This is a genomic window from Microbacterium nanhaiense, from assembly GCF_014646015.1.
In the GTDB taxonomy this organism is placed as follows: Bacteria; Actinomycetota; Actinomycetes; order Actinomycetales; family Microbacteriaceae; genus Microbacterium; species Microbacterium nanhaiense.
Genome location: NZ_BMMQ01000004.1, coordinates 171,698 through 193,692 on the forward strand (window position 1 = coordinate 171,698; position 21,995 = coordinate 193,692).

The window sequence follows — 21,995 nt, forward strand, 5'->3', positions numbered from 1 at the left end:
GTTACTGGTCGCCGAACAATACCGCGCGGCGCACGCGATCTGTTTCGGCCTTGGCATCGGGAACGACTTGTGCAAGGCCGGTTCCGGCGAGCCAGGCGCCGACCGCGCCGAGCGTCGGCACGGCGCGGATCGCCGCGCGCGCCGTCTCGGCCTGCTCGCGCTGGCCGTGCGTCGCGGCGGGCTGCGATTGCTGGAAGCGCTCCAGCCGGGATCCGCGGACCGCGCCCGCCGGGATCTCGATCCCGAGGAGGCGGGCGGCCTCCTCGCGGGCCAGTTCGGTCTGCTCCTGCGCGGAGAGGCCATCGGTGGCGGGATCCTCCGCGACCGTGCCGAAGGAGACCCGGACGACGTGGGTTCCCTTGCCGGCCGCCTCGCGCACCCAGGCCCACTTCGCCGTCGCGTGGGTGAGCGCCTTCGCGCGGTGCGATCCGGGGACGGTGAGCACGCCCGTGCCCCGCGGGGCGGAGTCGAGCGCCGGGAGGTCGAGCACGAGGGTGGCGATGGCGACCGCGGGCCCGGGCGCGGGCAGTGCCGCGGCGAGGCCGGATCCGACGAGGGGCGCGAGGAGGCGTCGCGCCGTCGCCTCCTCGGTCGCGACGATGACGGCGTCGGCGTCGAGCGCGAGGGGCGCCTCGGCGCCGTCCTCGTCGGTCTCGACCTGGTCGGTCACGACCCTCCAGGCGGCGTCGGCGCCCTCGTCGATCGAGACGACGGAGACGCCCGTGCGCACCTCACCGCCACGCTCCGCGATATCGGCGGCGAGCGCCTCGACGAGCCGCGCCATGCCGCCGCGGATCCCCTTGACGGCGCCTCCCGGTGCGGTCCGCCGCTGCTCCTGCAGCTCGAGCACGGCGCCGCTGAGCGAGCCGGCGCGGGTGAGCGCCGTGTTGAGCCCTGGCGCCGCGATCGCGGGGTCGATGTCGTCGGCCGACGCCGAGTAGACGCCGCTCGTGACGGGCGCGACGAGCCGGTCGAGCACGCGCGCGCCCATGCGCGAGCGCACGAGCTGACCGAGCGAATCGGCGTGCCCGATCCGCAGGTTGGGGCGCAGGCGGTCGAGGTAGGCGCGCCAGGCGCCGCGCCAGCCGATCACGCGGCGCACGTCGTCCGCGAAGGGGTTCGCGGGGATCCCGAGGATCCCGCCCTTCGGGAGCGGCGCGGCTCCCCCGCCGGAAAGTCCCGCGACCCACGCACCGCCGGCCGAGTGATCCGGTTCGACGACGTCGCCCGCGAGCCCCAGCTCGTCGATGAGCGCCTGCACGTGTCCCCCGCGGGTCGCGAAGCTCTCCGCGCCGAGGTCCAGGCGGATCCCGCCGACATCGCCGGAGCGCACGGCGCCGCCGACGCTCGCGGCGGACTCGAGCACCGTCACCCGGATCCCGAGCCGCGCGATCTCCCGCGCCGCGACGAGCCCGGAGGCGCCGGCGCCGACCACGACGACGTGGCGCCCGGCGGCGCGCTCGGCGAGATCCGCGAGGTCGTACTGCGGTTCGTTCGTCACAGCGCGTGCACCAGCTCGACGATGCGGGTGAGCACAGCGGGGTCGGTCTCGGGCGGCACGCCGTGACCGAGGTTGACGACGTGGGCGCGCGCGGCCCTGCCCGACTCGACGACGTCGCGCACGTGCGCCTCGAGAACCTCCCAGGGCGCCTGGAGCATGGCCGGGTCGATGTTGCCCTGCAGCGTGGTGTCGGGGCCGACGAGGGCGGCCGCCTCCGCCAGGGGCATACGCCAGTCGACGCCGACGGCATCGGCGAGGCCGCCCAGCGTCATGTCGTCGAGGAACGGCCCGGTTCCGACGCCGAAGTGGATCCGCGGCACGCCCGCGACGGATCCGAGCGCGCGCGCGGAGTGCGGCTGCACATACGCGCGGTAGTCGGCGCGCGAGAGGGATCCGGCCCAGGAGTCGAAGAGCTGCACGGCCTGTGCGCCGGCCTCGACCTGCACGCCGAGGAAGGCCGCCGAGATCTCGGCGAGCCATCCGGCGAGGCGGTTCCACGAGTCGGGGTCGGAGTGCATCATGGCGCGGGCGCGCATGTGCTCCTTCGACGGCCCGCCCTCGACAAGGTAGGCGGCGAGGGTGAAGGGCGCGCCGGCGAAGCCGATCAGCGGCGTGCCGCGGCCGTAGAGCTCCTGCGTCGTGATGCGCACGGCCTCGCGGATGGGCTCGGCGGCGTCGATGACGGCCGACGCCGGGATGCTCGTGATCCGCGCGACGTCGCCCGCCGTGCGGACGGGGCTGTCGAACACGGGGCCGCGGCCGGGCACGATCTCGACCTCGACGCCCGCCATCTTGAGCGGCACCACGATGTCGCTGAAGAAGATCGCGGCGTCGACGTCGTGCCGGCGCACGGGCTGCAGCGTGATCTCGGCCGCCATGTCCGGGGTGAGGCACGCGTCGAGCATGCGCGTACCCACGCGCAGATCGCGGTACTCGGGCAGCGAACGGCCGGCCTGGCGCATGAACCAGACGGGGAGACGATCGGGGCGTTCGCCGCGCAGCGCGGCTACCAGAGGTGCGTCGTGGGCCATGGTTCAATCATTGCACCTGCGCCTGACGCGTTTATGGGGTGCGCGGCTCCCGCCACGAACGCTCCGCGGCCTCGTCGTCTCCCGTGAGCCAGCGAAGCCAGCTGTGCGCCGGATCCGACTCGAGCACGAGCGCGCGCACCAGCAGCGTGAGGGGCACGGCGAGGATCGCGCCGAGCGGGCCGATCACGACCGTCCAGAAGATGACCGAGAAGAAGCTCAGCGTGAGCGTGATGCCGACGGCGTCGCTCACGAACTTCGGCTGCACGAGCACCTGCAGGGTGACGTTCGCGACGATGTACACGGCGACGACGATCAGCGCGGTCACCCAGTCGTTCGTGATGAGCGCGATGAGCGCGGGTGGCACGAGCCCCAGGATAAAGCCGACGTTCGGGATGAAGTTCGTGACGAAGGACAGGATCCCCCAGACGAGCGGGGCGGGCACGTCGAGAATGTAGAGCGAAATGGTGTCGACGACGGCGACGATGAGACCGAAGACGGCGTTGACGACGAAGTACCGCCGCACGCCCGCGCAGTAGTCGCGGATCCGGTCGAGCACGGGGCGGACCTTGGGGCCAAAGGCTTCTTCGGCGCGCGCGTATCGCGACACGTCGACGCTCATGAAGATGACGTAGGCGAGCACGAAGAACAGAGCCGTGACGACCCCGATGGCGCTTCCGGACAGCGAGGTGGCGAGGTCGATCACCCGCGAGGTGTTGAGCAGGGTCGAGATCTGGGTTCCGATCTCGGCATCGACCCCCAGGTCGCGCAGCCAGACATAGACCTGCTGGGTGAGGCGCGTCAGGTCGGGCATCAGTTCGGTGATCAGGCGCACGAACTCGGTGATCGCGAACGTGAGCAGGGCCGCGAGCACGCCGAGGATCACGTATCCGAGCAGGATCACCGCGGTGGATCCGACCCAGCGCGGCGCGCCCCAGCGATTGATCGTCATCCCGACCGGATAACAGATGATGACGATGACCGCGCCGATTGCGAGCGGGCCGATCACGTCGCGCGCGAGCCACATACCCACGAGCGCCACGACCGAGCAGGCCAACACCACGAGAATGCGGATCGCGGGCGGCAGCGCGGCGACGCGGCGCGGGGCGCGGTCGATGCTCATGGGCCCAATATAGAGCGGATCCATGCGGGGCCGCGTCAGGTAAGGGTGACCTATCTTCTCTGGAATCATTCAGATCTAGCTTCGACGCGCTGTAGAATAGTCAACTGTGCTGCTGTGTGTCTCTGCGAGTCATCAGACCGCTCCGTTCGAGGTGCTCGAACGTCTGAGCGGCCACACTGCGCCCCTCGCCCCGGCAATCGCCGAGCATCCGTCGGTCGCAGGTGCCGTCGTCGTCTCTACGTGCAACCGCGTAGAGGCCTACGTCGACACCTCCTCCCCCGATGCCGCCGTTGCCGCTGCCCGAGCCGCGCTCTCCGAGGCGACGGGAGTGCCCATCGGCGAGCTCGACGCCTCGCAGGTCGTCACGCAGGGCCGGCACACGGTCGAGCACCTCTTCGCCGTCGCGTCCGGACTCGAGTCGGTCGTCGTCGGCGAGGGCGAGATCGGCGGCCAGGTGCGCCGCTCGCTCGACGAGGCCCGCCAGCAGGGAACGACGACGAGCGAACTCGAGCGGCTCTTCCAACGCGCGACCGAGACGCAGAAGACCGTCAAGAACTCCACGGCCCTCGGACGGGCCGGCCGCTCGCTCGTCCGGCTCGCGCTCGAACTCGCCGACAGCCGCCTCATCGACTGGTCGGAGCTCGATGTGCTGCTCGTCGGCACGGGCGCCTACGCCGCCGCCACCCTCGCGGCCCTCCGCGATCGCGGGGTCCGGGGCGTGACGGTCTACTCGCCGTCCGGCCGCCGCCAGTTCGCCACGAAGCACGGCCTTCCGCAGGTCTTCGGCGAAAAGGACTTCGCCTACGCCGCCGCGGGCGCCGACATGGTCATCACCTGCACCTCGCGCGAGGAGCCCGTCCTCACCGCCGATACCCTCCGCGCCGGCGAGCACGAGGGCCCGCTGTTCGTGATCGACCTGGGCCTTCCCCGCAACGTGCATCCCGACGTCGCGTCCGTTCCCGGTGTGACGCTGCTCGACCTCGAGACGATCCGCGTGCACGCGCCGCTCGAGGAACTCCAGGCCACCGATGCCGCCCGCGAGATCGTGCGCGACGCCACCGCGAAGTTCGTCGGCGAGAGCCGCGAGCAGGACGCGCAGCCCGCCGTCATCGCTCTGCGCAAGCACGTCTTCGGCGTGCTCGAGCGCGAGCTCGAGCGCAGCGGATCCGACGAGATCGCCGACGCACTGCGCCACTTCACCGGGATGCTGCTGCACACGCCGACGGTGCGGGCGAAGGAGGCGGCCGGATCCGGCGACGCCGAGGCCGTCTTCGCCGCCGTCGAGACGCTGTTCGGCATCGACGCGCGCCCCGCGGCGCCCGCCGCCGCGCCCGCGGAGTGCCCGGTCCACAAGCGCGCCTAGACTCGCGCCCCGCACCTGCGGAGTTGACCCGCACGTGCGGATCCTTGTGCCCTTTTCCTCCGCAGTACGGGGCCAACTCCGCGGAATCGACCGGCGCCTAGACTGGGCGGGTGACCGACATTCCCACGTTCTGGGCCGCCGCACGCGCGGCGGTGCCCGAGCTGCCCGCGGATCCGCCGCCCGCCGAGCGCGCCTGGGGATTCGGGGCGACGCCCGAGCAGGCCGATGAGCTGCTCGCGCTCGTGCTGGCAGGCATCAAGACCGGCACCGCGAGCTACGGGTGGGATTACGAGAAGGATGGCGAGCCACTGCCGGTCGCGGGAGGCCACGACATCGTCCTCGATGGATCCGGGGAGCCGCGGGCCGTGCTCCTCACCGAATCGGTCGAGGTCGTACAGTTCGACGAGGTGACGTCCGAGCACGCCTACGCGGAGGGCGAGGACGACCGCACGCTCGAGTCGTGGCGGCGCATCCACCGCGAGTTCTTCGAGGATCACATCGACGTGGGCCGCCCCTTCTCGGGCGACATGCCGATGGTCTGCGAGCGCTTCCGCGTGCTGTACCCCCGCTAGGCGCATACTGGGCGCATGGACGAGACGTTCGCCGAGGTCGTGCCCGCCAAGCGGCGGCGCGATGCCGTCACGCTGCTGGCGATGATGCGCGAGATCACGGGCGAGGATCCGGTCGTCGACCGCAGCATCGTCGGCTTCGGCAGCCACCACTACCGCTACGCGTCGGGGCGCGAGGGCGATGCGCCCGCGGCGGCCTTCTCGCCGCGCAAGGCCGCGATGTCGATCTACCTGCCCGACGGCATCGACGCCCACGCGGCCGCGCTCGAGACGCTCGGCCCGCACACCTCCGGTGTCGGCTGCCTCTACGTCAAGGACCTCGAGGCCTGTGATCTGGGCGTGCTGCGCGGGATCATCGAGCGGTCATACCGCACCGCGATCGCCGGTATCACCGCGAACCCGGCGCGCGAGTAGCGCCCGGTCGATGCCCGCGGCGAGCGCGACGCCTATCGCGTAGAACGCAAGGTCCGTCCAGGCGAAGCCGCTGCCGAAGACGAGCGTCCACGGGGATCCCCACGCCGCCGGCCATCCCGTCAGCTGGAAGAACTCGACGCCGACGCACCATGCCAGTGCGAGGATCCACGCACCCCGGCGCAGCACGATCGCGGCGAGCAGGTAGATCAGCACGGCGTAGAGCACATCGCCCGCCGCGTCGCCCGCGAAGCCGGATCCGAGCGCGTGCACCCCCAGCCCGACCGCGATCGTGACGATCGCGGCGAGCCCAAGCAGGATCCGGCGCATGAGGCGAGGCTAGCGGGTGCGGGCGCGAAATGCGGGTGTATCCAATACTGCGGATCAGACCTGCGACACCCTCCGCACTTCCGGGCCGGTTCCGCACTTTCTGGCCATGGCCACGCGCCGGGCAGCGCGGGCATTTCCTCCGGGGGCTGCGCCAAAAGGGCCGCGCTCCGGGATCCCAGCTCGCGCGCCTAGAATGGGAGCATCTTGCCCCTCCTGACTCATGGAGCTCACGCGTGACCACCGAACACGTCGCCGACACCGTCGAGAACGCCGCCGCCACCCCCGATAAGGAACAGCCGTACGGCGCTCTGGGCCTGAAGCCCGACGAGTACGAGCAGATCCGCGAGATCCTCGGGCGCCGCCCCACCTCGGGCGAGCTGGCGATGTACTCGGTCATGTGGAGCGAGCACTGCTCGTACAAGAGCTCGAAGAAGTACCTGCGCCGTTTCGGCGACAAGGTCACCGATGAGATGAAGGAACGCCTCATGGTCGGCATGGGGCAGAACGCGGGCGTCGTCGACGTGGGCGAGGGCTGGGCCGTGACCTTCAAGGTCGAGTCGCACAACCACCCCTCGTACATCGAGCCCTTCCAGGGCGCGGCGACCGGCGTCGGCGGCATCGTCCGCGACATCATCTCGATGGGCGCCCGCCCCGTGGCGGTCATGGACCAGCTGCGCTTCGGCGCGATCGACGACCCCGACACCGCACGCGTCGTGCACGGCGTGGTGTCGGGCATCTCCTCCTACGGCAACTGCCTCGGCCTGCCGAACATCGGCGGCGAGACGGTCTTCGACTCCGTCTACCAGGCCAACCCCCTCGTCAACGCCCTCGCGGTCGGCGTGATGCGCCACGAGGACATCCGCCTCGCGAACGCGACGGGCGCCGGCAACAAGGTCGTGCTCTTCGGCGCCCGCACGGGCGGCGACGGCATCGGCGGCGCCTCGATCCTCGCCTCCGACTCGTTCAGCGACGGCGGCCCCACGAAGCGGCCGGCCGTGCAGGTCGGCGACCCCTTCGCCGAGAAGGTGCTCATCGAGTGCTGCCTCGAGCTCTACAAGGACGAGCTCGTCGAGGCGATCCAGGACCTCGGCGCCGCCGGCATCTCCTGCGCGACGAGCGAGCTCGCCGCGAACGGCGGATCCGGCATGAACGTCGAGCTCACGAACGTCCTGCTGCGAGACCCCTCGCTCACCGCCGAGGAGATCCTCATGAGCGAGTCGCAGGAGCGCATGATGGCGATCGTGCGCCCCGAGAAGCTCGACGCCTTCATGGCCGTCGTGAACAAGTGGGACGTCGAGACCAGCGTGCTCGGCGAGGTCACGGGCGACGGCCGCCTCGTCATCACGTGGAACGGCGAGGTCATCGTCGACGTGGATCCCTCGACCGTCGCGGTCGACGGCCCCGTGTACGACCGCCCCGTCGCCTACCCGACGTGGATCGACGCGCTGCAGGCCGACTCGGCCGCGCGCCTGCCCCGCATCTCGAAGCCCGAAGAGGCCGCCGAGCAGTTCGAGAAGCTCGTGAAGAGCCCCAACCTCGCCGACACGAGCTGGATCACCAACCAGTACGACTACTACGTGCTCGGCAACACGGCGCTGTCGTTCCCCGACGACGCCGGCATGATCCGCGTCGACGAGGAGTCGGGCCTCGGCTTCTCGATCGCGACCGACGCCAACGGCCGCTACTGCCAGCTCGACCCGTTCGCGGGCGCCCAGCTCGCCCTGGCGGAGGCGTACCGCAACGTCGCCGTCACGGGCGCCGTGCCCACCGCCGTGACCGACTGCCTCAACTTCGGCAGCCCCGAGAACCCCGAGGTCATGTGGCAGTTCGAGCAGGCCGTCGACGGCCTGTCGGATGCCTGCATGGCGCTCGGCGTGCCCGTCACGGGCGGCAACGTGTCGTTCTACAACCAGACCGGCGACACCCCGATCCACCCGACGCCCGTCGTCGGCGTGCTCGGCATCATAGACGACGTCTCGCGCCGCATCCCGAGCGGCTGGCAGGACGCCGGCGAGAACATCTACCTCCTCGGCACCACGGCCGATGAGCTTGACGGATCCGCCTGGGCCGACGTCATCCACAGCCACCTCGGCGGCCACCCGCCGAAGGTCGACCTCGCGGGCGAGAAGCGCCTCGCGGGTCTGTTGCAGGGGGCGCGCGACGAGTGGATGGTCTCGAGCGCGCACGACCTCTCCGAGGGCGGCCTGGCGCTCGCGCTCGCCGAGGGCGTCATGCGCTTCGGCGTCGGCGCCCGCGTGTGGCTGAACGAGCTCATGGACCGCGATGGCGTCGACCTGACCGCCGCCCTGTTCTCGGAGTCGACGGGTCGCGTCATCGTCACGGTTCCCCGCGAGGAGGACGTCAAGTTCCGCGGCCTCTGCGAGGGCCGGGGCTACCCGGTGCTCCGCATCGGCGTGACCGACACCGAGCCGGTCCTCGAGGTGCAGGACGTCTTCTCGTATACGGCCGCCGAGCTGCGCGCCATGTCGACCGAGACTCTGCCGAAGTACTTCGGCGAGATGGTCGTGGAGCCCGCGTGAGCGACTCGTCCTACGACGGCATCTCCGACGAAGACTACGGCCGCCTGACGCGCCGCAACCGCCGGATCCGCGCGGTCGCGTGGATCGTGGTCGTCGCCCTGATCGTCGGCGGCGGCGGATCCACCGTCCTCCTCGCACTCTTCGGCTGAACCCCGCCAAAAGCGCCGGTCCCCTCAAGGACCGGCGCTTTTTCGCGCCCACCCCAAGCACACACACAGCACCCCAAGCACACACGCCCCCCACGCACCCAGACACCCCGGGTCCTCCACCCCCCGCACGATCGCGTAGCGGTCGCAAGACAAACCGCAAACCAAGATCCAAAAACTAAGATCCACAAAACCCTTGACACCCCCGAAGTAACATGGTTCATTAGTCAAGTAACTAACCAAGTCACCAAGGAGGACGCATGGACGAGAGCAAGCCGCTCTTCGTGCAGATCGCCGAGATGGTCGAAGACCAGATCGTCGACGGGACCCTCCGCGAAGAAGACAAGGCGCCCTCGACGAACGAGATCGCCGCATTCGCCCGCATCAACCCCGCCACCGCAGCCAAGGGAGTGAACATGCTCGTCGACAAGGGGATCCTTTACAAGCGCCGCGGCATCGGAATGTTCGTCGCCCCCGGCGCCCGCGAGCAGGTGCTCGGCGAGCGCAAGGCCGCCTTCTCCGACACCTACGTCGCACCGCTCATCGCCGAGGCCCGGAAGCTCGGCCTCACGGCAGATGACGTCACGCAGCTCATCACCGAGCGCGCCGCCCGCACCTCTTAGCCTCCATCAAAGGACATCCCATGGACTCCGTCATCCAGGTCCGCGATCTCACGAAGACCTACAAGAACACCTCGGCGCTCGACGGCATCAGCTTCGACATCGAGCGCAACACGATCTACGGCCTGCTCGGGCGCAACGGCGCGGGCAAGACCACCGCCATGTCGATCCTGACGGCGCAGAACTTCGCGACGAGCGGATCCGTTCGGGTCTTCGGCGAGGATCCCTACGAGAACCCGCGCGTGCTGAGCCGCCTGTGCTTCGTGCGCGAGAGCCAGAAGTATCCGGACGAGGCGACGGCGCGCACCGCGTTCCGCTCCGCCGCCATGTTCTTCCCGAACTGGGATCAGGAGCTGTGCGAGCGGCTCATCGGCGAGTTCCAGGTGCCGCTCAAGACCGTCATCAAGAAGCTCTCGCGCGGCCAGCTCTCGGCCGTCGGCGTGATCATCGGCATCGCGTCTCGCGCCGAGATCACCTTCTTCGACGAGCCGTACCTGGGGCTCGACGCCGTGGCGCGCCAGATCTTCTACGACCGCCTGCTCGAGGACTACGCGGAGCACCCGCGCACCGTGATCCTCTCGAGCCACCTCATCGACGAGATCTCGCACCTCATCGAGCACGTGATCGTGATCGACGGGGGCCGGATCATCATGGATCAGTCGGCCGAGGAGACCCGCGATCAGGCGACCAACGTCGTCGGCGACGCGGAGACCGTCGACGCCCTCGTCGCGGGCCGCGAGGTCCTGCACCGCGAGAGCCTCGGCCGCGTCGCGAGCGTCACCTTCCTCGGCACGCTCACCCCGGACGAGCGCCGGCGCGTCGAGGCCTCGGGCCTCGAGCTCGCCCCCGTGCCGCTGCAGCAGCTGATCGTGCGGCTGACCCAGCACCACCAGAACGCGAACGACACAGAAGGAGCCCTGCGATGACTACCGCCACGGCCGCACCTCGGCCTCACACCAACCGCATGCTGGGCGTCGTGCGCCTGCAGCTGATCAACACGCAGTCGCTCGTGTGGGTGCCCCTGCTCGTGCTCGCGGGTGCCGTCGCGATCTCACTCATCATCATCGGGCTGATCCCGGGCGATGACGTCAAGATCGTCGGCGCCGCGAACGCGCCCCTGTGGTACTTCGTTGCGCTCGGCGTGCAGTCGATGACGCTCGCGTTCCCGTTCTCGCAGGCGATGAGCGTCACGCGACGCGAGTTCTTCGTCGGAACCCTGCTTCTCGGCGCGATCGCCGGGGCGATGATGGCATCGATCTACCTCGTCCTCGCGGGGATCGAGGCCCTCACCGACGGCTTCTGGATGAACGGCCGAATCGCGTACCTGCCGTATCTGTTCGAATCGGGCTGGGTGACCGCCTGGCTGGGATACTTCACCGCGACCGTGCTCCTGTTCGTCGTGGGGTTCTGGATGGCGACGATCTGGAAGCGCTTCGGCACGCTCGCCGTCGTGTCGATCAGCGTGGCCCTCGGTCTGGCCATCACCATCGCCATCTTCGCCATCACGAAGATGGAGTGGTGGGTCCCCGTGGTCACGTGGTTCGCCGACGTCGGCGCGCTGAACGTCACCCTCGGCGGTCTCGTGCTCACGGCGGTCCTGGCCCTCGGCACCTACGCCACCCTGCGCCGGGCCACGGTGTGATCCGTTCCGACGACCAGGCCCGCGGCGCGCTCGGCGCCGCGGGCCTGTGGCCATAGGCTGGGCGGCATGGAGCCCCTCTTTCACTTCCTCGGCAGCTACTGGTGGCTCCTGCTCGTCTTCGGCGGGGCGATCGGCAGCGGCTTCAGCGCCCTCGGCTCGTGGACGTCGAAGCAGCAGAAGCTGCGGCACAAGCGCAAGCTCGAGCTGATCGACGCGAAGGCGCGGGCGAGGGCACTCGCGGGTTCGACGGATCCGGAGGCCGTCGAGCAGGCCGACGCCGCGGGCCGCGCGAAGCGCGTGCAGCGGCTCATGGACACGCACGACGAGGTGTCGCGCCGATGGCTCGAGTACGAGCTCGACGCCGCGAAGCTCATCGCCTTTCCGACGATGAGCGACGGGCGGGATCCGCACACGGGCGCGTTCCTGCGCGCGAAGAAGGTCGCCGATGCGCTCCGGCCGTCGTCGGCGCAGGAGCGCATCGACGCCGAGGCCTATGCGGAGTACCGCGACGCCGTGCACGATTTCGAGGTCGCGTTCGACGTCGCCGAGCAGGAGGCGCGGCGTGTGCGCGCGAGCGGCTTCACGGAGGCGGAGCGCCAGCGCCTCGACCGCGCGCAGCACATGCTGAACGTGGCGGTCGACCAGTCGGCGACGGCGGCCGAACGCCAAACGGCGTACCGCCGGGTGCGCGAGGAGCTCGACGGCCTCATCGTGATCTCGAACGCCGCCGACGAAGAGCTCCGCCGCCGCATCGCGGGTCACCTCGAGCGCTAAACCGCCGCCTCTCGCACCGTCACGACCGGCCCCTCGGCCCGGAGCGGAGCGACCGCACCCGCGGGCCGCTGGCTCGGGCCTGGCGGGCGGATCCGCGCAGCGGATCCGCGGGATCGCGGGCCCGCGAGTGCGGTCGCGTAGCGAATACCTAGGGTGAGTCAGCCCGCGTTCTTCGCCTGCATGTGGTGGTGGATCACCTCGGCGACGACGAAGTTGAACCACTTCTCCGCGAACTCGGGGTCGAGGTCCGCGTCCTCCGCGAGCTGCCGCAGACGCGTCGTCTGGCGCTCCTCGCGGGCGGGGTCGCTCGCGGGCAGGTCGTGCGCCGCCTTGAGCGCCCCGACCTGCTTCGTGCAGCGGAAGCGCTCGGCGAGCATGTAGGTCAGCGCGGCGTCGATGTTGTCGATGCTGGCGCGCAGGCGCAGCAGCTCGGCCATGGGGTCCGCAGTCGCGTCGGTCATGCGGAAATGCTATCGGGCTTCACCACCGCGACGAAGGCCCCGCCGCGCCGTGCGCCTCGCGGCCCGGGCCCAGACGCGGCCGATAGCGTGGACGTAGACGGAAGGGATCCGCATGGTCGATCAGAACACCCCGCTCGCCGAGGGCGAGCTCCAGGTCGCGGGCGACATCATCTCGCGGATCTCGTCCGCGTACGCCGCGAAGATGGTCGGGCAGGAGCGGCTCCGCGCCAGCCTGCTGATCGCCCTGATCGCGGGCGGCCACATCCTCCTGGAGTCGGTGCCCGGCCTGGCGAAGACGACCGCGGCGCAGTCGCTGGCCGACACTGTGCAGGCGAGCTTCCGCCGGATCCAATGCACCCCCGACCTGCTGCCGAGCGACATCACGGGCACCCAGATCTACGACGCGCAGGCGTCGTCGTTCCGCACCGTGCTCGGCCCCGTGCACTCGAACTTCGTGCTGCTCGACGAGATCAACCGCTCGAGCGCGAAGACGCAGTCGGCGATGCTCGAGGCGATGCAGGAGCGCCAGACGACGATCGGCGGCGAGGTGCACCCTCTGCCGAAGCCGTTCCTCGTGATCGCGACGCAGAACCCGATCGAGCAGGAGGGCACCTACGAGCTGCCGGAGGCGCAGCTCGACCGCTTCCTGTTGAAGGAGATCGTGTCGTACCCGAGCCCCGAGGAGGAGTTCGAGGTGCTGTCGCGCATCGACTCGGGCGTGCTGGATCCGGCGCGGCACCTCGCGCCGTCGGCGACGCTCGCCGACGTCGAGACCCTGCAGCGGACGGCCGCCCGTGTGCACGTGAGCGAGGCGATCCGGCGCTACATCGTGGGCCTCATGTACGTCACGCGCAACCCGGCCGGTTACATCGGCGAGGAGAACGCGCGCTACATCAAGTACGGCGCGAGCCCCCGCGGGTCCATCGCCTTCCTCCAGGCGACGCGGGCGTTCGCCCTCCTGCAGGGCCGCTCGCACGTGCTCCCGGAGGACGTGCGCTCGCTCCGCCACGTGATCCTCCGCCACCGCGTGCTGCTGACCTTCGAGGCGGAGGCCGACGGCGTGCGCAGCGAGGATCTCATCGACCAGATCTTCGCCGCGGTGCCGACCCCCTGACATCATGACGTCCCTGCTGCCCGCTGTCGCCAGCCGCCTGTTCGTGCACACGCGGCTCGCCTCGGCGCACCCGCTCGACGGGGCCTACGCCTCGCTCGTGCGCGGCCGCAGCATGGACTTCGAAGACCTGCGCGACTACCAGTTCGGCGACGACGTGCGCGACGTCGACTGGAAGGCGACCGCCCGCCACGGCGAGCTGCTGGTGAAGCGCTCGCGGGCGCGGCGCATGCACTCCGTCGTCTTCGCGGTCGACACCGGGCTCCACATGGCCTCCCTCTCCCCCGACGAGCGGCCGAAGTTCGAGCTCGCGATCCTCGCGGTGGGCGCCATCGGCCTGCTCGCCCACCGCCACGGCGACGACGTCTCGGTCATCGTGGGCGACGCGAGCGGATCCCGCCGCCTGCCCGCGCGGCGCTCGGAGGGCGCGCTCGAGCTCACCCTCCGAGCGATCCGCGACCGCGCGAGGGATGGATCCGCGCCCAGCGACCGCGCGGCGCTGCTCGAGTCGGTCGTCGGCACGGTGAAGCGCCGCTCGATCGTCGTGGTCGTCGCGGGAGAGGAGCCCCTCGACGAGCGCGAGGATCGCCTCCTCCGCCGCCTGCAGGCGCAGCACGACGTGCTGTGGGTGGCGGTGCGCGACGCCGACCCCATCGCGCCGCGCGACGCGGTCGACGCGCGCACCCGCTGGGTGGTTCCCGCGCACCTGCGCGGCGACCGCCGGGTGGCGGCGGAGATCGCGGAGCGGCGCGCCCGCGACGATGCGGAGCGCGATGCGCTGCTCGACCGCCTCGAGGTCAGCCACACCGAGCTGGCGCACGCCGACACGGCGGTGCCGCGGATCCTGCGGATGCTCGCGAGGAGGCCCCGTGTCCGAGGTTCCTGAGCTGTACCCGCCTGTTCAGTACGAGTGGTGGTGGCTGGCGCTCGCCGTCGCGATCCTCGTGGTGCTCGCGGCGGGGGCGTGGCTCGTCTGGGCGCTCACGCGCCCTCCGCGGGAGCGCCCCGAGCCCGTCGCCTCGCTCGATGCGCGCCTCGATGCCCTCCGCCGCGAGCACCTGGACCTGATCGACTCCGTCGAGGCGCGATACGCGGCGCGCCGGCTGCGCCCCCGGGAGGCGAACGCGGAGCTGAGCCGCATCACGCGCGCCTTCGTCAACGAGTACACGGGCGTCGAAACGCCGGTGCTCTCCCTCGCCGAGCTGCAGGCGCGGGGCCTGAGCCCCGAGCTCATCGATGCCGTGCGCCGGCACTTCTACCCGAGCCTCTACGTCGAGGGCCCGCCGATCGACCCCGTTGCGAGCGCCGAGGCCGCGCGAAGGGTGGTGACGGGATGGCACTGACGAACCCCTGGTGGATCCTCGTCGCCGCGGCCGTCGCGATCCTCGCGATCGCCGCTGGCCTGCTCTGGCCGCGCCGCCCGCGCGAGGGCGCCGGCGCCCTCGTCGCGCGCGCCGAGCGGATCCGCGGGATGGCGTCCGTGCGGCGCGCCGCGCGGATCCGCGCGATCGGCCTCGGCGCCGTGTGCGGCCTCGGCGCGCTCGCGGTGCTCGCGGGCGGCGTGATCGCGGCGAAGCCGATGTCGGTGCAGCAGGTCACCCCCGAGAACCACAGCCGCGACGTGATGCTCTGCCTCGACGTGTCGGGCTCGATGAGCGACGTCGACATCGAGATCCTCGACGTGTTCGACGAGCTGCTCGACGGCTTCCAGGGCGAGCGCATCGGCCTGACCATCTTCAACGCCTCGCCGGTGCAGGTGTTTCCGCTGACCGACGACTACGGCTTCGTGCGCACGCACATCCAGTCGCTGCGCGAGAGCATCGACTGGGGCACCTCCTCGGGCGAGATCCCGGAGCACTGGGTCGGCACGCTCGATGGCCCCGGATCCTCGCTCATCGGCGACGGCCTCGCGGCCTGCGCGCTGCGCTTCGACCGCGCCGGCGAGGACCGCTCGCGGTCGATCATCCTCGCGACCGACAACGAGCTCGAGGGCGCGGCGATCATGTCGCTGGAGCAGTCGGCCGACTATGCGGCGCGCAACGACATCCGCGTCTTCGCGCTGAACCCCATCCAGGACGCCTCGGCCGTGAGCGACGATCTCGTGCGGGCGGCGGAGGCGACCGGCGGTCAGGCCTATGCCCTGCGCGGCGAGACGACGGTGGGCGACATCGTCGCGGAGGTCGAGAAGCAGGACGCGGCGGCGATCGAGCAGCACGATCGCGTCGTCTGGACCGACGCCCCGGCGCCGTGGATCGCGGGGCTCTGCGCCGCCGTCGCGGCGCTGCTGATCGTGCTGTGGACGGTGCGCGCATGAGCTTCCTTCCCATCGCCCACCCCGCCCTGATCGCGGTCCTCGCGATCGCCGCGGTGGGCCTCGTCCTCTGGCGGCTTATCGCCGATGCGGGCCGCCGCGGTGTCTGGATCCCCCGCCTGCTGCTCGTGCTCACGTGCGTCGCGCTCGCCTTGCGGCCGGGGCTGCCCGACGGATCCGCGCAGCAGGTCGTCGCCGACGTCGACGTCGTGCTCGTCGTCGACAGCACGACGTCGATGGTCGCGGAGGACTGGGACGGCGGTCCGCGCCTCGACGGCGTCCGTGCCGACGTGCAGCAGCTCATCGACGCGTACCCGGGCGCCCGCTTCTCGCTCATCACCTTCGACAATTCGGCCTCGCAGCGCCTGCCGCTGACGACCGACGTCGACGCCGTGATGTCGGCCCTCGAGGTGCTCACCCCGCCGACGACCGCCTACGCCCGCGGGTCCGACATCGGCGTCGCCGCTCCCCTGCTCGCTCAGGTTCTGACGACCCAGGAGGACGCGGCCGACGATTTCGCGCAGGCCTCCACCGTGACGGCCGCCGCCGCCCCACGCGCCCAGTTCGTCTTCTACTTCGGCGACGGCGAGCAGACCGCCGAGACGGATCCGACCTCCTTCGCGGGCGCCGCAGACCTCGTCGCCGGCGGCGCGGTGCTCGGCTACGGCACCGCCGAGGGCGGGCGCATGCGGGTCGACACCGGGCGCCTCGGCGAGGAGACGGATCCGGAGTACCTGCAGTACGACGGCGCCGACGCGATGTCGGTCATCGACGAGGAGAACCTCGCCCGCGTGGCGGCGGAGCTCGGCGTGAGCTACGCACACCGCTCCCCCGAGGCGCCGCTCGCGCTGCCGGACCCTCCGCGGGTGTCGGCATCGCTCGCCGATTCGGCGAGCGTCGGCGCGCGCACGGAGCTGTCGTGGATCCTCGCCCTCGTCGCCGCGGGACTGCTCGCCTGGGAGCTCGCGGGCGCGGCGCGCAGGGTGCGGCAGACCATCACCGATGTGCGGAGGCTCGAATGAGCGACGCCCGAACGCCGGATCGCCGCCGCCAGGCGCGGCTGTGGATCGCGGTCGCGAGCATCCCCGTCGTGCTCCTCGCGCTCGCCCTCGTCGGCAAGTGGATCTCGATGTACGTCTTCGCCCAGGGCGCCATCGCCGCGCACGTGCAGGAAGACGGCCCCGCGGGCATCGCCCGTGCCGAGAATCTCGAACCGGCCAACTGGTTCGAGGAGTGGAAGGCGCCCTACGACAAGGGCGTCGCCCTCGCCGATGCGGACCGCCTCGCCGATGCGCGCGCGAGCTTCGAGGGCGCGCTCGGCCTCGCGACGGGCCTGGACGTGTGCCCCGTGCGCACGAACCTCGCGCTCGTCATCGAGCGCATGGGCGACCAGGCCCGGGCCGCGGATCCGGACTGGGCGACCCGCCTCTACGGCGAGGCGCTGACGATCACGCTCGAGATGCCGAAGGAGTGCCGCTCGGAGGAGGCGCGCGAGCAGTCTCCCGATCCCTCCCGGGATCCGGACCAGGAGCTCGACGAGGGCGAGCAGCGGCTGCGCGAGAAGATGCAGGAGCCGCCGCAGCAGGATCCGCCGCCGGAGCAGGAGCCCGAGGAGCAGGAGGAGCAGCCGCAGGACGACGACGCTCTCGGCGACATCGAGGATCGACTCCAGGAGGGCCAGCGCCAGCGCGACGAGCAGCAGCGGCAGGGCGAGGAGAACGGCGGCTCGGGATCCGGGGTGGAGAGGCCATGGTGAGCTCCGACGCCCGCGCCCGCTCGAACAGGCGCCTCGGTCGCGACTACGTCGCCGGCAGCGAGGGCGCGCCGCCGCTGCCGCCGGAGGGCGGCTACCGGCACGAGCGCCGCTTCCCCGACCGTCCCTTCATCGGCGACCTCGTGGCGCCGGGCCCCCGGCCCCGCGGCCCGCGTGCGCACCCGCTCGGCTGGATCGCGCTCTGCGGCGCCGCCCTGTTCGCGCTGCTTCTCGGCCTCTCGCTGCTCTCGGGGGAAGGCCAGCTCGTGCTCTCGCCCGGGGTACTGTTCGGTCAGGCGGTCGTCGTGGGCATGATCATCGCGGCGTTCTGCGTGCCGCGCGGGCGCGTGCTCGCGGGCGTCGCCCTCACGATCGCGCTCGTCTGCAACGCCGGCACGGCCGCCGCGCTCGGGGCGATGTTCCCCACCACCGCGGGGGACGTCTCGGGAACCCTCAGCGAGGAGGATCGCGCGCGGCTCGCCTACCCGGGCGTGCGGGGCATCGATTCCGGGGCCGTGCTGAACGCTCCCTCGCTGGAGCAGGTCATCGCGAGCACCGACGCGCTCTCGCAGGAGATCCGCGACCGGCTGAGCGACGAGCTCGGCTACACCTGGGTACAGATCACCGACGCGAGCACGCGCCGCGAACGCAACGGCTACGGCGGCGAGTCGCTGCTGCAGCAGTACTTCTCGCCCACGTGGCGCACCGAGCAGCCGCTCCACGACTACGACGAGAAGCTCCGCGCGATGTCGATCATCGACGAGGTGCTCGCCCGGGACGGCGCGTACTACGCGCTCTACCCCCTCAACGTGCCCGATGGATCCGTCGACGAGAGCGTGCTCGAGTCGCTCTACGGCAGCGCCGACCCGCGCGAGCAGTCGCTGTGGGAGTACGGTTCGTCGCGCATGGACGCGAGCTTCGCGGGCCCGGAGCCGACGCTGTTCTATGCGACGATCACCGACCTCGCGAACGACGCCTCGGGCGACGCCCGTGCGCGAGAGGAGGCCTCGCGCGTCGGCGACGACCCGCTCGAGGGCCTCGACCTGACGTTCATCTCACGACAGCTGCTGAGCGAGGCCGACCGGGAGGCGTTCGAGGCGGGGAGCTGACCCCCGCCCTCACCGCACCTTCGGCGCCCCCAGCTCGGGCTTGGCGGACGCGGGGCTCGCCTCGAGCGCCGCGAGTAGCTCGGCGATCGCGCGGTCGAGCTGCGGATCCGCATCGGAGAAGAGATCAGCGGGGTCGTGGATGACCTCGATATCGGGATCGACGCCGTGATTCTCCACGCCCCAGCCCTTGCCCTGGAGCCAGTAGCCGTAGCGCGGCTGGGTAACGCGGGTGCCATCGACGAGCTCGTATCGGCTGTCGATGCCGACGACGCCGCCCCAGGTGCGGGCGCCGATGACGGGGCCGAGCCCGAGCGCCTGCGCGCGGGCGTTCACGATGTCGCCGTCGGATCCCGAGAACTCGTTCGCGACGAACGCGACCGGGCCGCGCTGGGCGCGATCCGGATCCGCGACCATTTGCTCGTACTGCCGCGCGTGCGTCCAGGCGATCACGCGGGACGAGAGCCGCTCGATGACCAGCTGGCTGGTGTGCCCGCCGCGGTTGTACCGCACGTCGGCGATCACGCCCTCGGCGGCGCTCGCCGTGCGCAGATCCCGGTGCAGCTGCGCCCAGCCCGGCGCCTGCATGTCCGGCACGTGCAGGTAGCCGAGGCGACCGCCGGACTTCTCGGCCACGTACTCGCGCCGCGAGCGCACCCAGTCCTGGTACCGCAGGGCCTGCTCGTCGGGCAGGGGGACGACGGCGACGCGGCGCGTCTCGCCTTCGCGCGACAGGGTCAGTTCGACGGGCTTGTCGGCGGCGCCGACGAGCGACGCGCCGAGCCCGAGCGTGGGATCCACGGGCGCCCCGTCGATCTCGGTGATCACGTCGCCCTCCCGCGCTCCGATACCGGCGGCGAGCAGCGGCGAGCGCGCGCCCGGATCGCTCGATTCGCCGGGCAGGATCCGGTCGATGCGCCAGCCGTCGGCGACGGGCGAGGCGTCGATGCCGAGGAAGCCGAGCTTCTTCGACGCGTCGCCGAGCGGCGAGGCGGGCAGGACGTAGGCGTGCGAGGTGTTCAGCTCGCCCACGTGCTCCCACATGATGTCGACGAGGTCGTCGTGGCTCGCGGCGAGGGGGACGACCTCGCGCCAGCGGGCGGTCGCCGCCTCCCAATCGACGCCATCCATGTCCGCGCGCCAGAAGTGATCGCGCATGAGGCGCGCGTTCTCGTCGAACATCTGCAGCCACTCCGCGCGTGGGTCGAGCTGGAATCGCAGGCGTGCGAGATCGATCGAGATGGGCGGCTCGCCCCCGTCGGCCTTGCGGGTCGCCCGCACGATGCTCGCGTCGCCGTCCTTCCGCACGAGGATCCGCTCGCCGTCGCCCGAGACCTCGAACTCGTCGAGCCCCTCCACGACCGTGACGACCTCGCGATCGTCGAACGACCATCGTTCGAGGCGGTTCGGCTGCTTCTCGCCGGGCACCCCCGCCCTGCGGGATCCGAGCCGGCCCACGTCGGCGCCCTCGGCGATCCACGCGACGCCGCCCGCGGTCGCCCGCAGGTCGCGGTAGTCGGCCGATGGCACGGGGAACGGCGTGACGCGCTGATCGGCGCCCTCGGCGTCGAGGTCGGGCGAGGACTGCTGTCGGAGGCGACGCTTGTCGGCGGCGAAGCGCCACCCGTCCGCGCTCGGCCCGAAGGGCGCCGGATCGGTCGCCGAGAGCGGCAGCAGCCACGGCCGCGTCGCGCCCGCGAACGACAGGTCGAACGCCTGCGCGTTGTAGACGGGGTCGAAGGTGCGGTTCGACAGGAACACGAGGTGCTTGCCGTCGCGCGTGAAGTCGGGCGAGTGGTCGTGGAAGCGGCCGTCGGTGAGCCGCACGGGCTCGGCGTCGTCGCTCGTCTCGACGATCCACAGGGCGTGCAGCTCGCCCTCGCCGCTCGTCGGCTGCGACCAGGCGAGGTAGCGGCCGTCGGGCGAGAAGCGGGGGCTCATGGCCTCGCCCTGCGGCGAGCGCGCGACCTCGCGCGCCGACGCGGCCTCGACGTCGATCAGGCGCACGGATCCGTCGTGCGAGATCGACGCGAGCGTGTCGCCCTTCGGCGACGCCGCGAGGTGCAGCACGCGGCCGAGCTGCCCCGTGAGGATCGGGAAGGCGTCGTCGGCGCCGACGATCTGGATCCCGTCCTCCCCCTCGATGTCCGTGACGTAGGCCGCCCGCCCCGTCGTGCCGAGCACGACGGCCTCGCGCGCGCGGACACCGGATTCGGCGCCCGGGAGCGCGCGGGCGGGGCCCTGGCGGTGCGTCAGCCAGAAGGGCTTCCCGCGCCAGATGGCGAGGCTCGCGTCGCCCGTGTGATCGGGGGCGAGCTCGGTGAGGTTCTCGCTCGGATCGAGCGCGACGGGCTCGGGGGCCGCGCCCGGCACCTCGATCTCGACGGTGCGCGGCTCGCCGTCCAGCGAGTCGAGCACGCGGATCCGCCCGCGGCTCGACCAGACGATCCGGGAGCCGTCGCTCGTCGCGTCGCGGACGTAGCCGTCGGCCGCGGTCTGGAAGGTGAGCTGGCGCGGCGCGTCGCCGTCGAGGATCCAGATATTGGCCTGTTCGTCCGCGCGGTCGGGGAAGCGCGCGGCGCGGTCGGAGACGAAGGCGAGGCGGTCGCCGAGCCACATCGGATCGACGATCGCGGCCTCGTCGCCGCCGAGCACGCGCGCCCAGTCGCCGCCCGGCTCACGGATCCACAGCCGCGGGGCCGTGCCGCCGCGGTATCGCTTCCACCACGCGGGAGGGCGGCTTCCGGGTGTCACGAGGGCCTGGCGGCCGTCGGCGTGCAGGGCCACGCCCCACGCCATGCCGATCTCGAGGCGCTCGACGCTGCCGTCGAGCGCGACCGCCTTCGTGACCGTGTGGCGGATCTCCGACTCGCCGGCGCTCGATCCGACGAGGACGCGGCCGTCGTCCAGCCAGCCGAAGTTCTGCAGCGCGGGGCTTCCCCAGTACGTCAGCCGGCGCACCTCGCCCGTCGCGAGACCGGCGACCATGAGCTCGGGATGGCCGTCCCGGTGCGAGACGAAGGCGATGTGCTCGCCATCGGGCGAGAAGCGCGGCTGGCGCACCGGCGCGCGATCGCTCGTGAGCCGCCAGGCTCGGCCTCCCTCGACGGGCGCGACCCAGATGTCGTCGGCTGCGACGAAGGCGATCTGGTCTCGATGGATGTGCGGATACCGGAGGTATGCGGATGCCATGCGGCCAGGCTATC

22 protein-coding genes are annotated in these 21,995 nt (G+C 71.4%); 16 read left to right on the forward strand and 6 right to left on the reverse strand.

Annotated features, from left to right (window positions below; genetic code table 11):
- Position 1: 1 nt before the first annotated feature.
- The 3 genes from IEX05_RS08420 to IEX05_RS08430 are packed head-to-tail and all read right to left on the reverse strand — an operon-like array spanning position 2 to position 3,652.
- Entirely contained in the window at positions 2 to 1,501 is a 1,500-nt protein-coding gene (locus IEX05_RS08420) for a protoporphyrinogen/coproporphyrinogen oxidase (protein ID WP_188700929.1), read from the reverse strand.
- On the reverse strand, positions 1,498 to 2,532 hold the full coding sequence (gene hemE / locus IEX05_RS08425; protein ID WP_188700930.1) for a uroporphyrinogen decarboxylase: 1,035 nt from the start codon (positions 2,530 to 2,532) through the stop codon (positions 1,498 to 1,500). The genes IEX05_RS08420 and hemE overlap by 4 nt, the downstream gene beginning before the upstream one ends.
- Before the next feature lie 31 nt (positions 2,533 to 2,563).
- Positions 2,564 to 3,652 (reverse strand): AI-2E family transporter, encoded by a 1,089-nt coding sequence (locus IEX05_RS08430; protein WP_188700931.1) that lies wholly within the window; start codon positions 3,650 to 3,652, stop codon positions 2,564 to 2,566.
- A gap of 106 nt (positions 3,653 to 3,758) precedes the next feature.
- On the opposite strand from IEX05_RS08430, the gene IEX05_RS08435 reads away from it, so the two are divergent.
- From IEX05_RS08435 to IEX05_RS08445, 3 genes are all read left to right on the forward strand, one after another.
- On the forward strand, positions 3,759 to 5,015 hold the full coding sequence (locus IEX05_RS08435) for a glutamyl-tRNA reductase (RefSeq protein ID WP_188700932.1): 1,257 nt from the start codon (positions 3,759 to 3,761) through the stop codon (positions 5,013 to 5,015).
- A 110-nt stretch (positions 5,016 to 5,125) separates the two neighbouring features.
- A complete protein-coding gene (locus IEX05_RS08440) occupies positions 5,126 to 5,587 on the forward strand; it encodes an ASCH domain-containing protein (protein ID WP_188700933.1) in 462 nt (153 codons plus the stop codon).
- Positions 5,588 to 5,602: 15 nt separating this feature from the next.
- The gene (locus tag IEX05_RS08445; protein WP_188700934.1) at positions 5,603 to 5,998 is read left to right on the forward strand and encodes a DUF1801 domain-containing protein; all 396 of its coding nucleotides are present in this window, start codon (positions 5,603 to 5,605) and stop codon (positions 5,996 to 5,998) included.
- Here IEX05_RS08445 and IEX05_RS08450 read toward each other — a convergent pair.
- Positions 5,948 to 6,325, reverse strand: coding sequence for a ribosomal maturation YjgA family protein (locus tag IEX05_RS08450; RefSeq protein ID WP_188700935.1), 378 nt, complete (start codon positions 6,323 to 6,325; stop codon positions 5,948 to 5,950). The two genes, IEX05_RS08445 and IEX05_RS08450, sit on opposite strands and share 51 nt — an antisense overlap.
- A 233-nt stretch (positions 6,326 to 6,558) precedes the next feature.
- Between IEX05_RS08450 and purL the strand changes: the two genes are divergently transcribed.
- The 6 genes from purL to IEX05_RS08480 all read left to right on the forward strand — a co-directional run bounded on the left by purL (position 6,559) and on the right by IEX05_RS08480 (position 12,047).
- Entirely contained in the window at positions 6,559 to 8,865 is a 2,307-nt protein-coding gene (purL, locus tag IEX05_RS08455; protein WP_188700936.1) for a phosphoribosylformylglycinamidine synthase subunit PurL, read from the forward strand.
- Positions 8,862 to 9,014, forward strand: coding sequence for a hypothetical protein (locus IEX05_RS08460; protein ID WP_188701044.1), 153 nt, complete (start codon positions 8,862 to 8,864; stop codon positions 9,012 to 9,014). The genes purL and IEX05_RS08460 overlap by 4 nt, the downstream gene beginning before the upstream one ends.
- Before the next feature lie 257 nt (positions 9,015 to 9,271).
- A complete protein-coding gene (locus IEX05_RS08465) occupies positions 9,272 to 9,634 on the forward strand; it encodes a GntR family transcriptional regulator (protein ID WP_188700937.1) in 363 nt (120 codons plus the stop codon).
- 20 nt (positions 9,635 to 9,654) lie between these two features.
- Entirely contained in the window at positions 9,655 to 10,557 is a 903-nt protein-coding gene (locus IEX05_RS08470; protein ID WP_188700938.1) for an ABC transporter ATP-binding protein, read from the forward strand.
- Positions 10,554 to 11,273, forward strand: coding sequence for a hypothetical protein (locus tag IEX05_RS08475; RefSeq protein ID WP_188700939.1), 720 nt, complete (start codon positions 10,554 to 10,556; stop codon positions 11,271 to 11,273). The genes IEX05_RS08470 and IEX05_RS08475 overlap by 4 nt, the downstream gene beginning before the upstream one ends.
- 66 nt (positions 11,274 to 11,339) lie before the next feature.
- Positions 11,340 to 12,047 (forward strand): hypothetical protein, encoded by a 708-nt coding sequence (locus IEX05_RS08480; RefSeq protein WP_188700940.1) that lies wholly within the window; start codon positions 11,340 to 11,342, stop codon positions 12,045 to 12,047.
- Positions 12,048 to 12,205: 158 nt separating this feature from the next.
- Here IEX05_RS08480 and IEX05_RS08485 read toward each other — a convergent pair whose 3' ends face one another.
- A complete protein-coding gene (locus tag IEX05_RS08485; protein WP_188700941.1) occupies positions 12,206 to 12,508 on the reverse strand; it encodes a chorismate mutase in 303 nt (100 codons plus the stop codon).
- Positions 12,509 to 12,620: 112 nt separating this feature from the next.
- Between IEX05_RS08485 and IEX05_RS08490 the strand changes: the two genes are divergently transcribed.
- From IEX05_RS08490 to IEX05_RS08520, 7 genes are read left to right on the forward strand one after another with little or no spacing between them, the layout of a single operon-like run.
- Positions 12,621 to 13,622, forward strand: coding sequence for an AAA family ATPase (locus IEX05_RS08490; RefSeq protein WP_188700942.1), 1,002 nt, complete (start codon positions 12,621 to 12,623; stop codon positions 13,620 to 13,622).
- A 4-nt stretch (positions 13,623 to 13,626) separates the two neighbouring features.
- Entirely contained in the window at positions 13,627 to 14,505 is an 879-nt protein-coding gene (locus tag IEX05_RS08495) for a DUF58 domain-containing protein (protein ID WP_188700943.1), read from the forward strand.
- A complete protein-coding gene (locus tag IEX05_RS08500) occupies positions 14,489 to 14,962 on the forward strand; it encodes a hypothetical protein (RefSeq protein ID WP_188700944.1) in 474 nt (157 codons plus the stop codon). The genes IEX05_RS08495 and IEX05_RS08500 overlap by 17 nt, the downstream gene beginning before the upstream one ends.
- Positions 14,953 to 15,933 (forward strand): VWA domain-containing protein, encoded by a 981-nt coding sequence (locus tag IEX05_RS08505; protein ID WP_188700945.1) that lies wholly within the window; start codon positions 14,953 to 14,955, stop codon positions 15,931 to 15,933. The genes IEX05_RS08500 and IEX05_RS08505 overlap by 10 nt, the downstream gene beginning before the upstream one ends.
- Entirely contained in the window at positions 15,930 to 16,952 is a 1,023-nt protein-coding gene (locus IEX05_RS08510) for a VWA domain-containing protein (RefSeq protein ID WP_188700946.1), read from the forward strand. The genes IEX05_RS08505 and IEX05_RS08510 overlap by 4 nt, the downstream gene beginning before the upstream one ends.
- Positions 16,949 to 17,686, forward strand: a complete 738-nt coding sequence (locus tag IEX05_RS08515; RefSeq protein ID WP_188700947.1) for a hypothetical protein — start codon at positions 16,949 to 16,951, stop codon at positions 17,684 to 17,686. The genes IEX05_RS08510 and IEX05_RS08515 overlap by 4 nt, the downstream gene beginning before the upstream one ends.
- Complete coding sequence (locus tag IEX05_RS08520; RefSeq protein ID WP_188700948.1) at positions 17,680 to 18,792, forward strand: hypothetical protein; 1,113 nt, start codon at positions 17,680 to 17,682, stop codon at positions 18,790 to 18,792. The genes IEX05_RS08515 and IEX05_RS08520 overlap by 7 nt, the downstream gene beginning before the upstream one ends.
- Before the next feature lie 9 nt (positions 18,793 to 18,801).
- Here the strand turns inward: IEX05_RS08520 and IEX05_RS08525 are convergent, their stop codons facing one another.
- Positions 18,802 to 21,981, reverse strand: coding sequence for a S41 family peptidase (locus IEX05_RS08525; protein ID WP_188700949.1), 3,180 nt, complete (start codon positions 21,979 to 21,981; stop codon positions 18,802 to 18,804).
- Positions 21,982 to 21,995: the final 14 nt, after the last annotated feature.

What these genes read in the sequence shown, in the direction of transcription:
- hemE (WP_188700930.1), bottom strand. Translation starts at nt 2,532, where the DNA reads ATGGCCCACGACGCACCTCTGGTAGCCGCGCTGCGCGGCGAACGCCCC.
- IEX05_RS08430 (WP_188700931.1), bottom strand. Translation starts at nt 3,652, where the DNA reads ATGAGCATCGACCGCGCCCCGCGCCGCGTCGCCGCGCTGCCGCCCGCG.
- IEX05_RS08445 (WP_188700934.1), top strand. Translation starts at nt 5,603, where the DNA reads ATGGACGAGACGTTCGCCGAGGTCGTGCCCGCCAAGCGGCGGCGCGAT.
- IEX05_RS08450 (WP_188700935.1), bottom strand. Translation starts at nt 6,325, where the DNA reads ATGCGCCGGATCCTGCTTGGGCTCGCCGCGATCGTCACGATCGCGGTC.
- IEX05_RS08465 (WP_188700937.1), top strand. Translation starts at nt 9,272, where the DNA reads ATGGACGAGAGCAAGCCGCTCTTCGTGCAGATCGCCGAGATGGTCGAA.
- IEX05_RS08470 (WP_188700938.1), top strand. Translation starts at nt 9,655, where the DNA reads ATGGACTCCGTCATCCAGGTCCGCGATCTCACGAAGACCTACAAGAAC.
- IEX05_RS08475 (WP_188700939.1), top strand. Translation starts at nt 10,554, where the DNA reads ATGACTACCGCCACGGCCGCACCTCGGCCTCACACCAACCGCATGCTG.
- IEX05_RS08480 (WP_188700940.1), top strand. Translation starts at nt 11,340, where the DNA reads ATGGAGCCCCTCTTTCACTTCCTCGGCAGCTACTGGTGGCTCCTGCTC.
- IEX05_RS08485 (WP_188700941.1), bottom strand. Translation starts at nt 12,508, where the DNA reads ATGACCGACGCGACTGCGGACCCCATGGCCGAGCTGCTGCGCCTGCGC.
- IEX05_RS08490 (WP_188700942.1), top strand. Translation starts at nt 12,621, where the DNA reads ATGGTCGATCAGAACACCCCGCTCGCCGAGGGCGAGCTCCAGGTCGCG.
- IEX05_RS08495 (WP_188700943.1), top strand. Translation starts at nt 13,627, where the DNA reads ATGACGTCCCTGCTGCCCGCTGTCGCCAGCCGCCTGTTCGTGCACACG.
- IEX05_RS08505 (WP_188700945.1), top strand. Translation starts at nt 14,953, where the DNA reads ATGGCACTGACGAACCCCTGGTGGATCCTCGTCGCCGCGGCCGTCGCG.
- IEX05_RS08510 (WP_188700946.1), top strand. Translation starts at nt 15,930, where the DNA reads ATGAGCTTCCTTCCCATCGCCCACCCCGCCCTGATCGCGGTCCTCGCG.
- IEX05_RS08515 (WP_188700947.1), top strand. Translation starts at nt 16,949, where the DNA reads ATGAGCGACGCCCGAACGCCGGATCGCCGCCGCCAGGCGCGGCTGTGG.
- IEX05_RS08520 (WP_188700948.1), top strand. Translation starts at nt 17,680, where the DNA reads ATGGTGAGCTCCGACGCCCGCGCCCGCTCGAACAGGCGCCTCGGTCGC.
- IEX05_RS08525 (WP_188700949.1), bottom strand. Translation starts at nt 21,981, where the DNA reads ATGGCATCCGCATACCTCCGGTATCCGCACATCCATCGAGACCAGATC.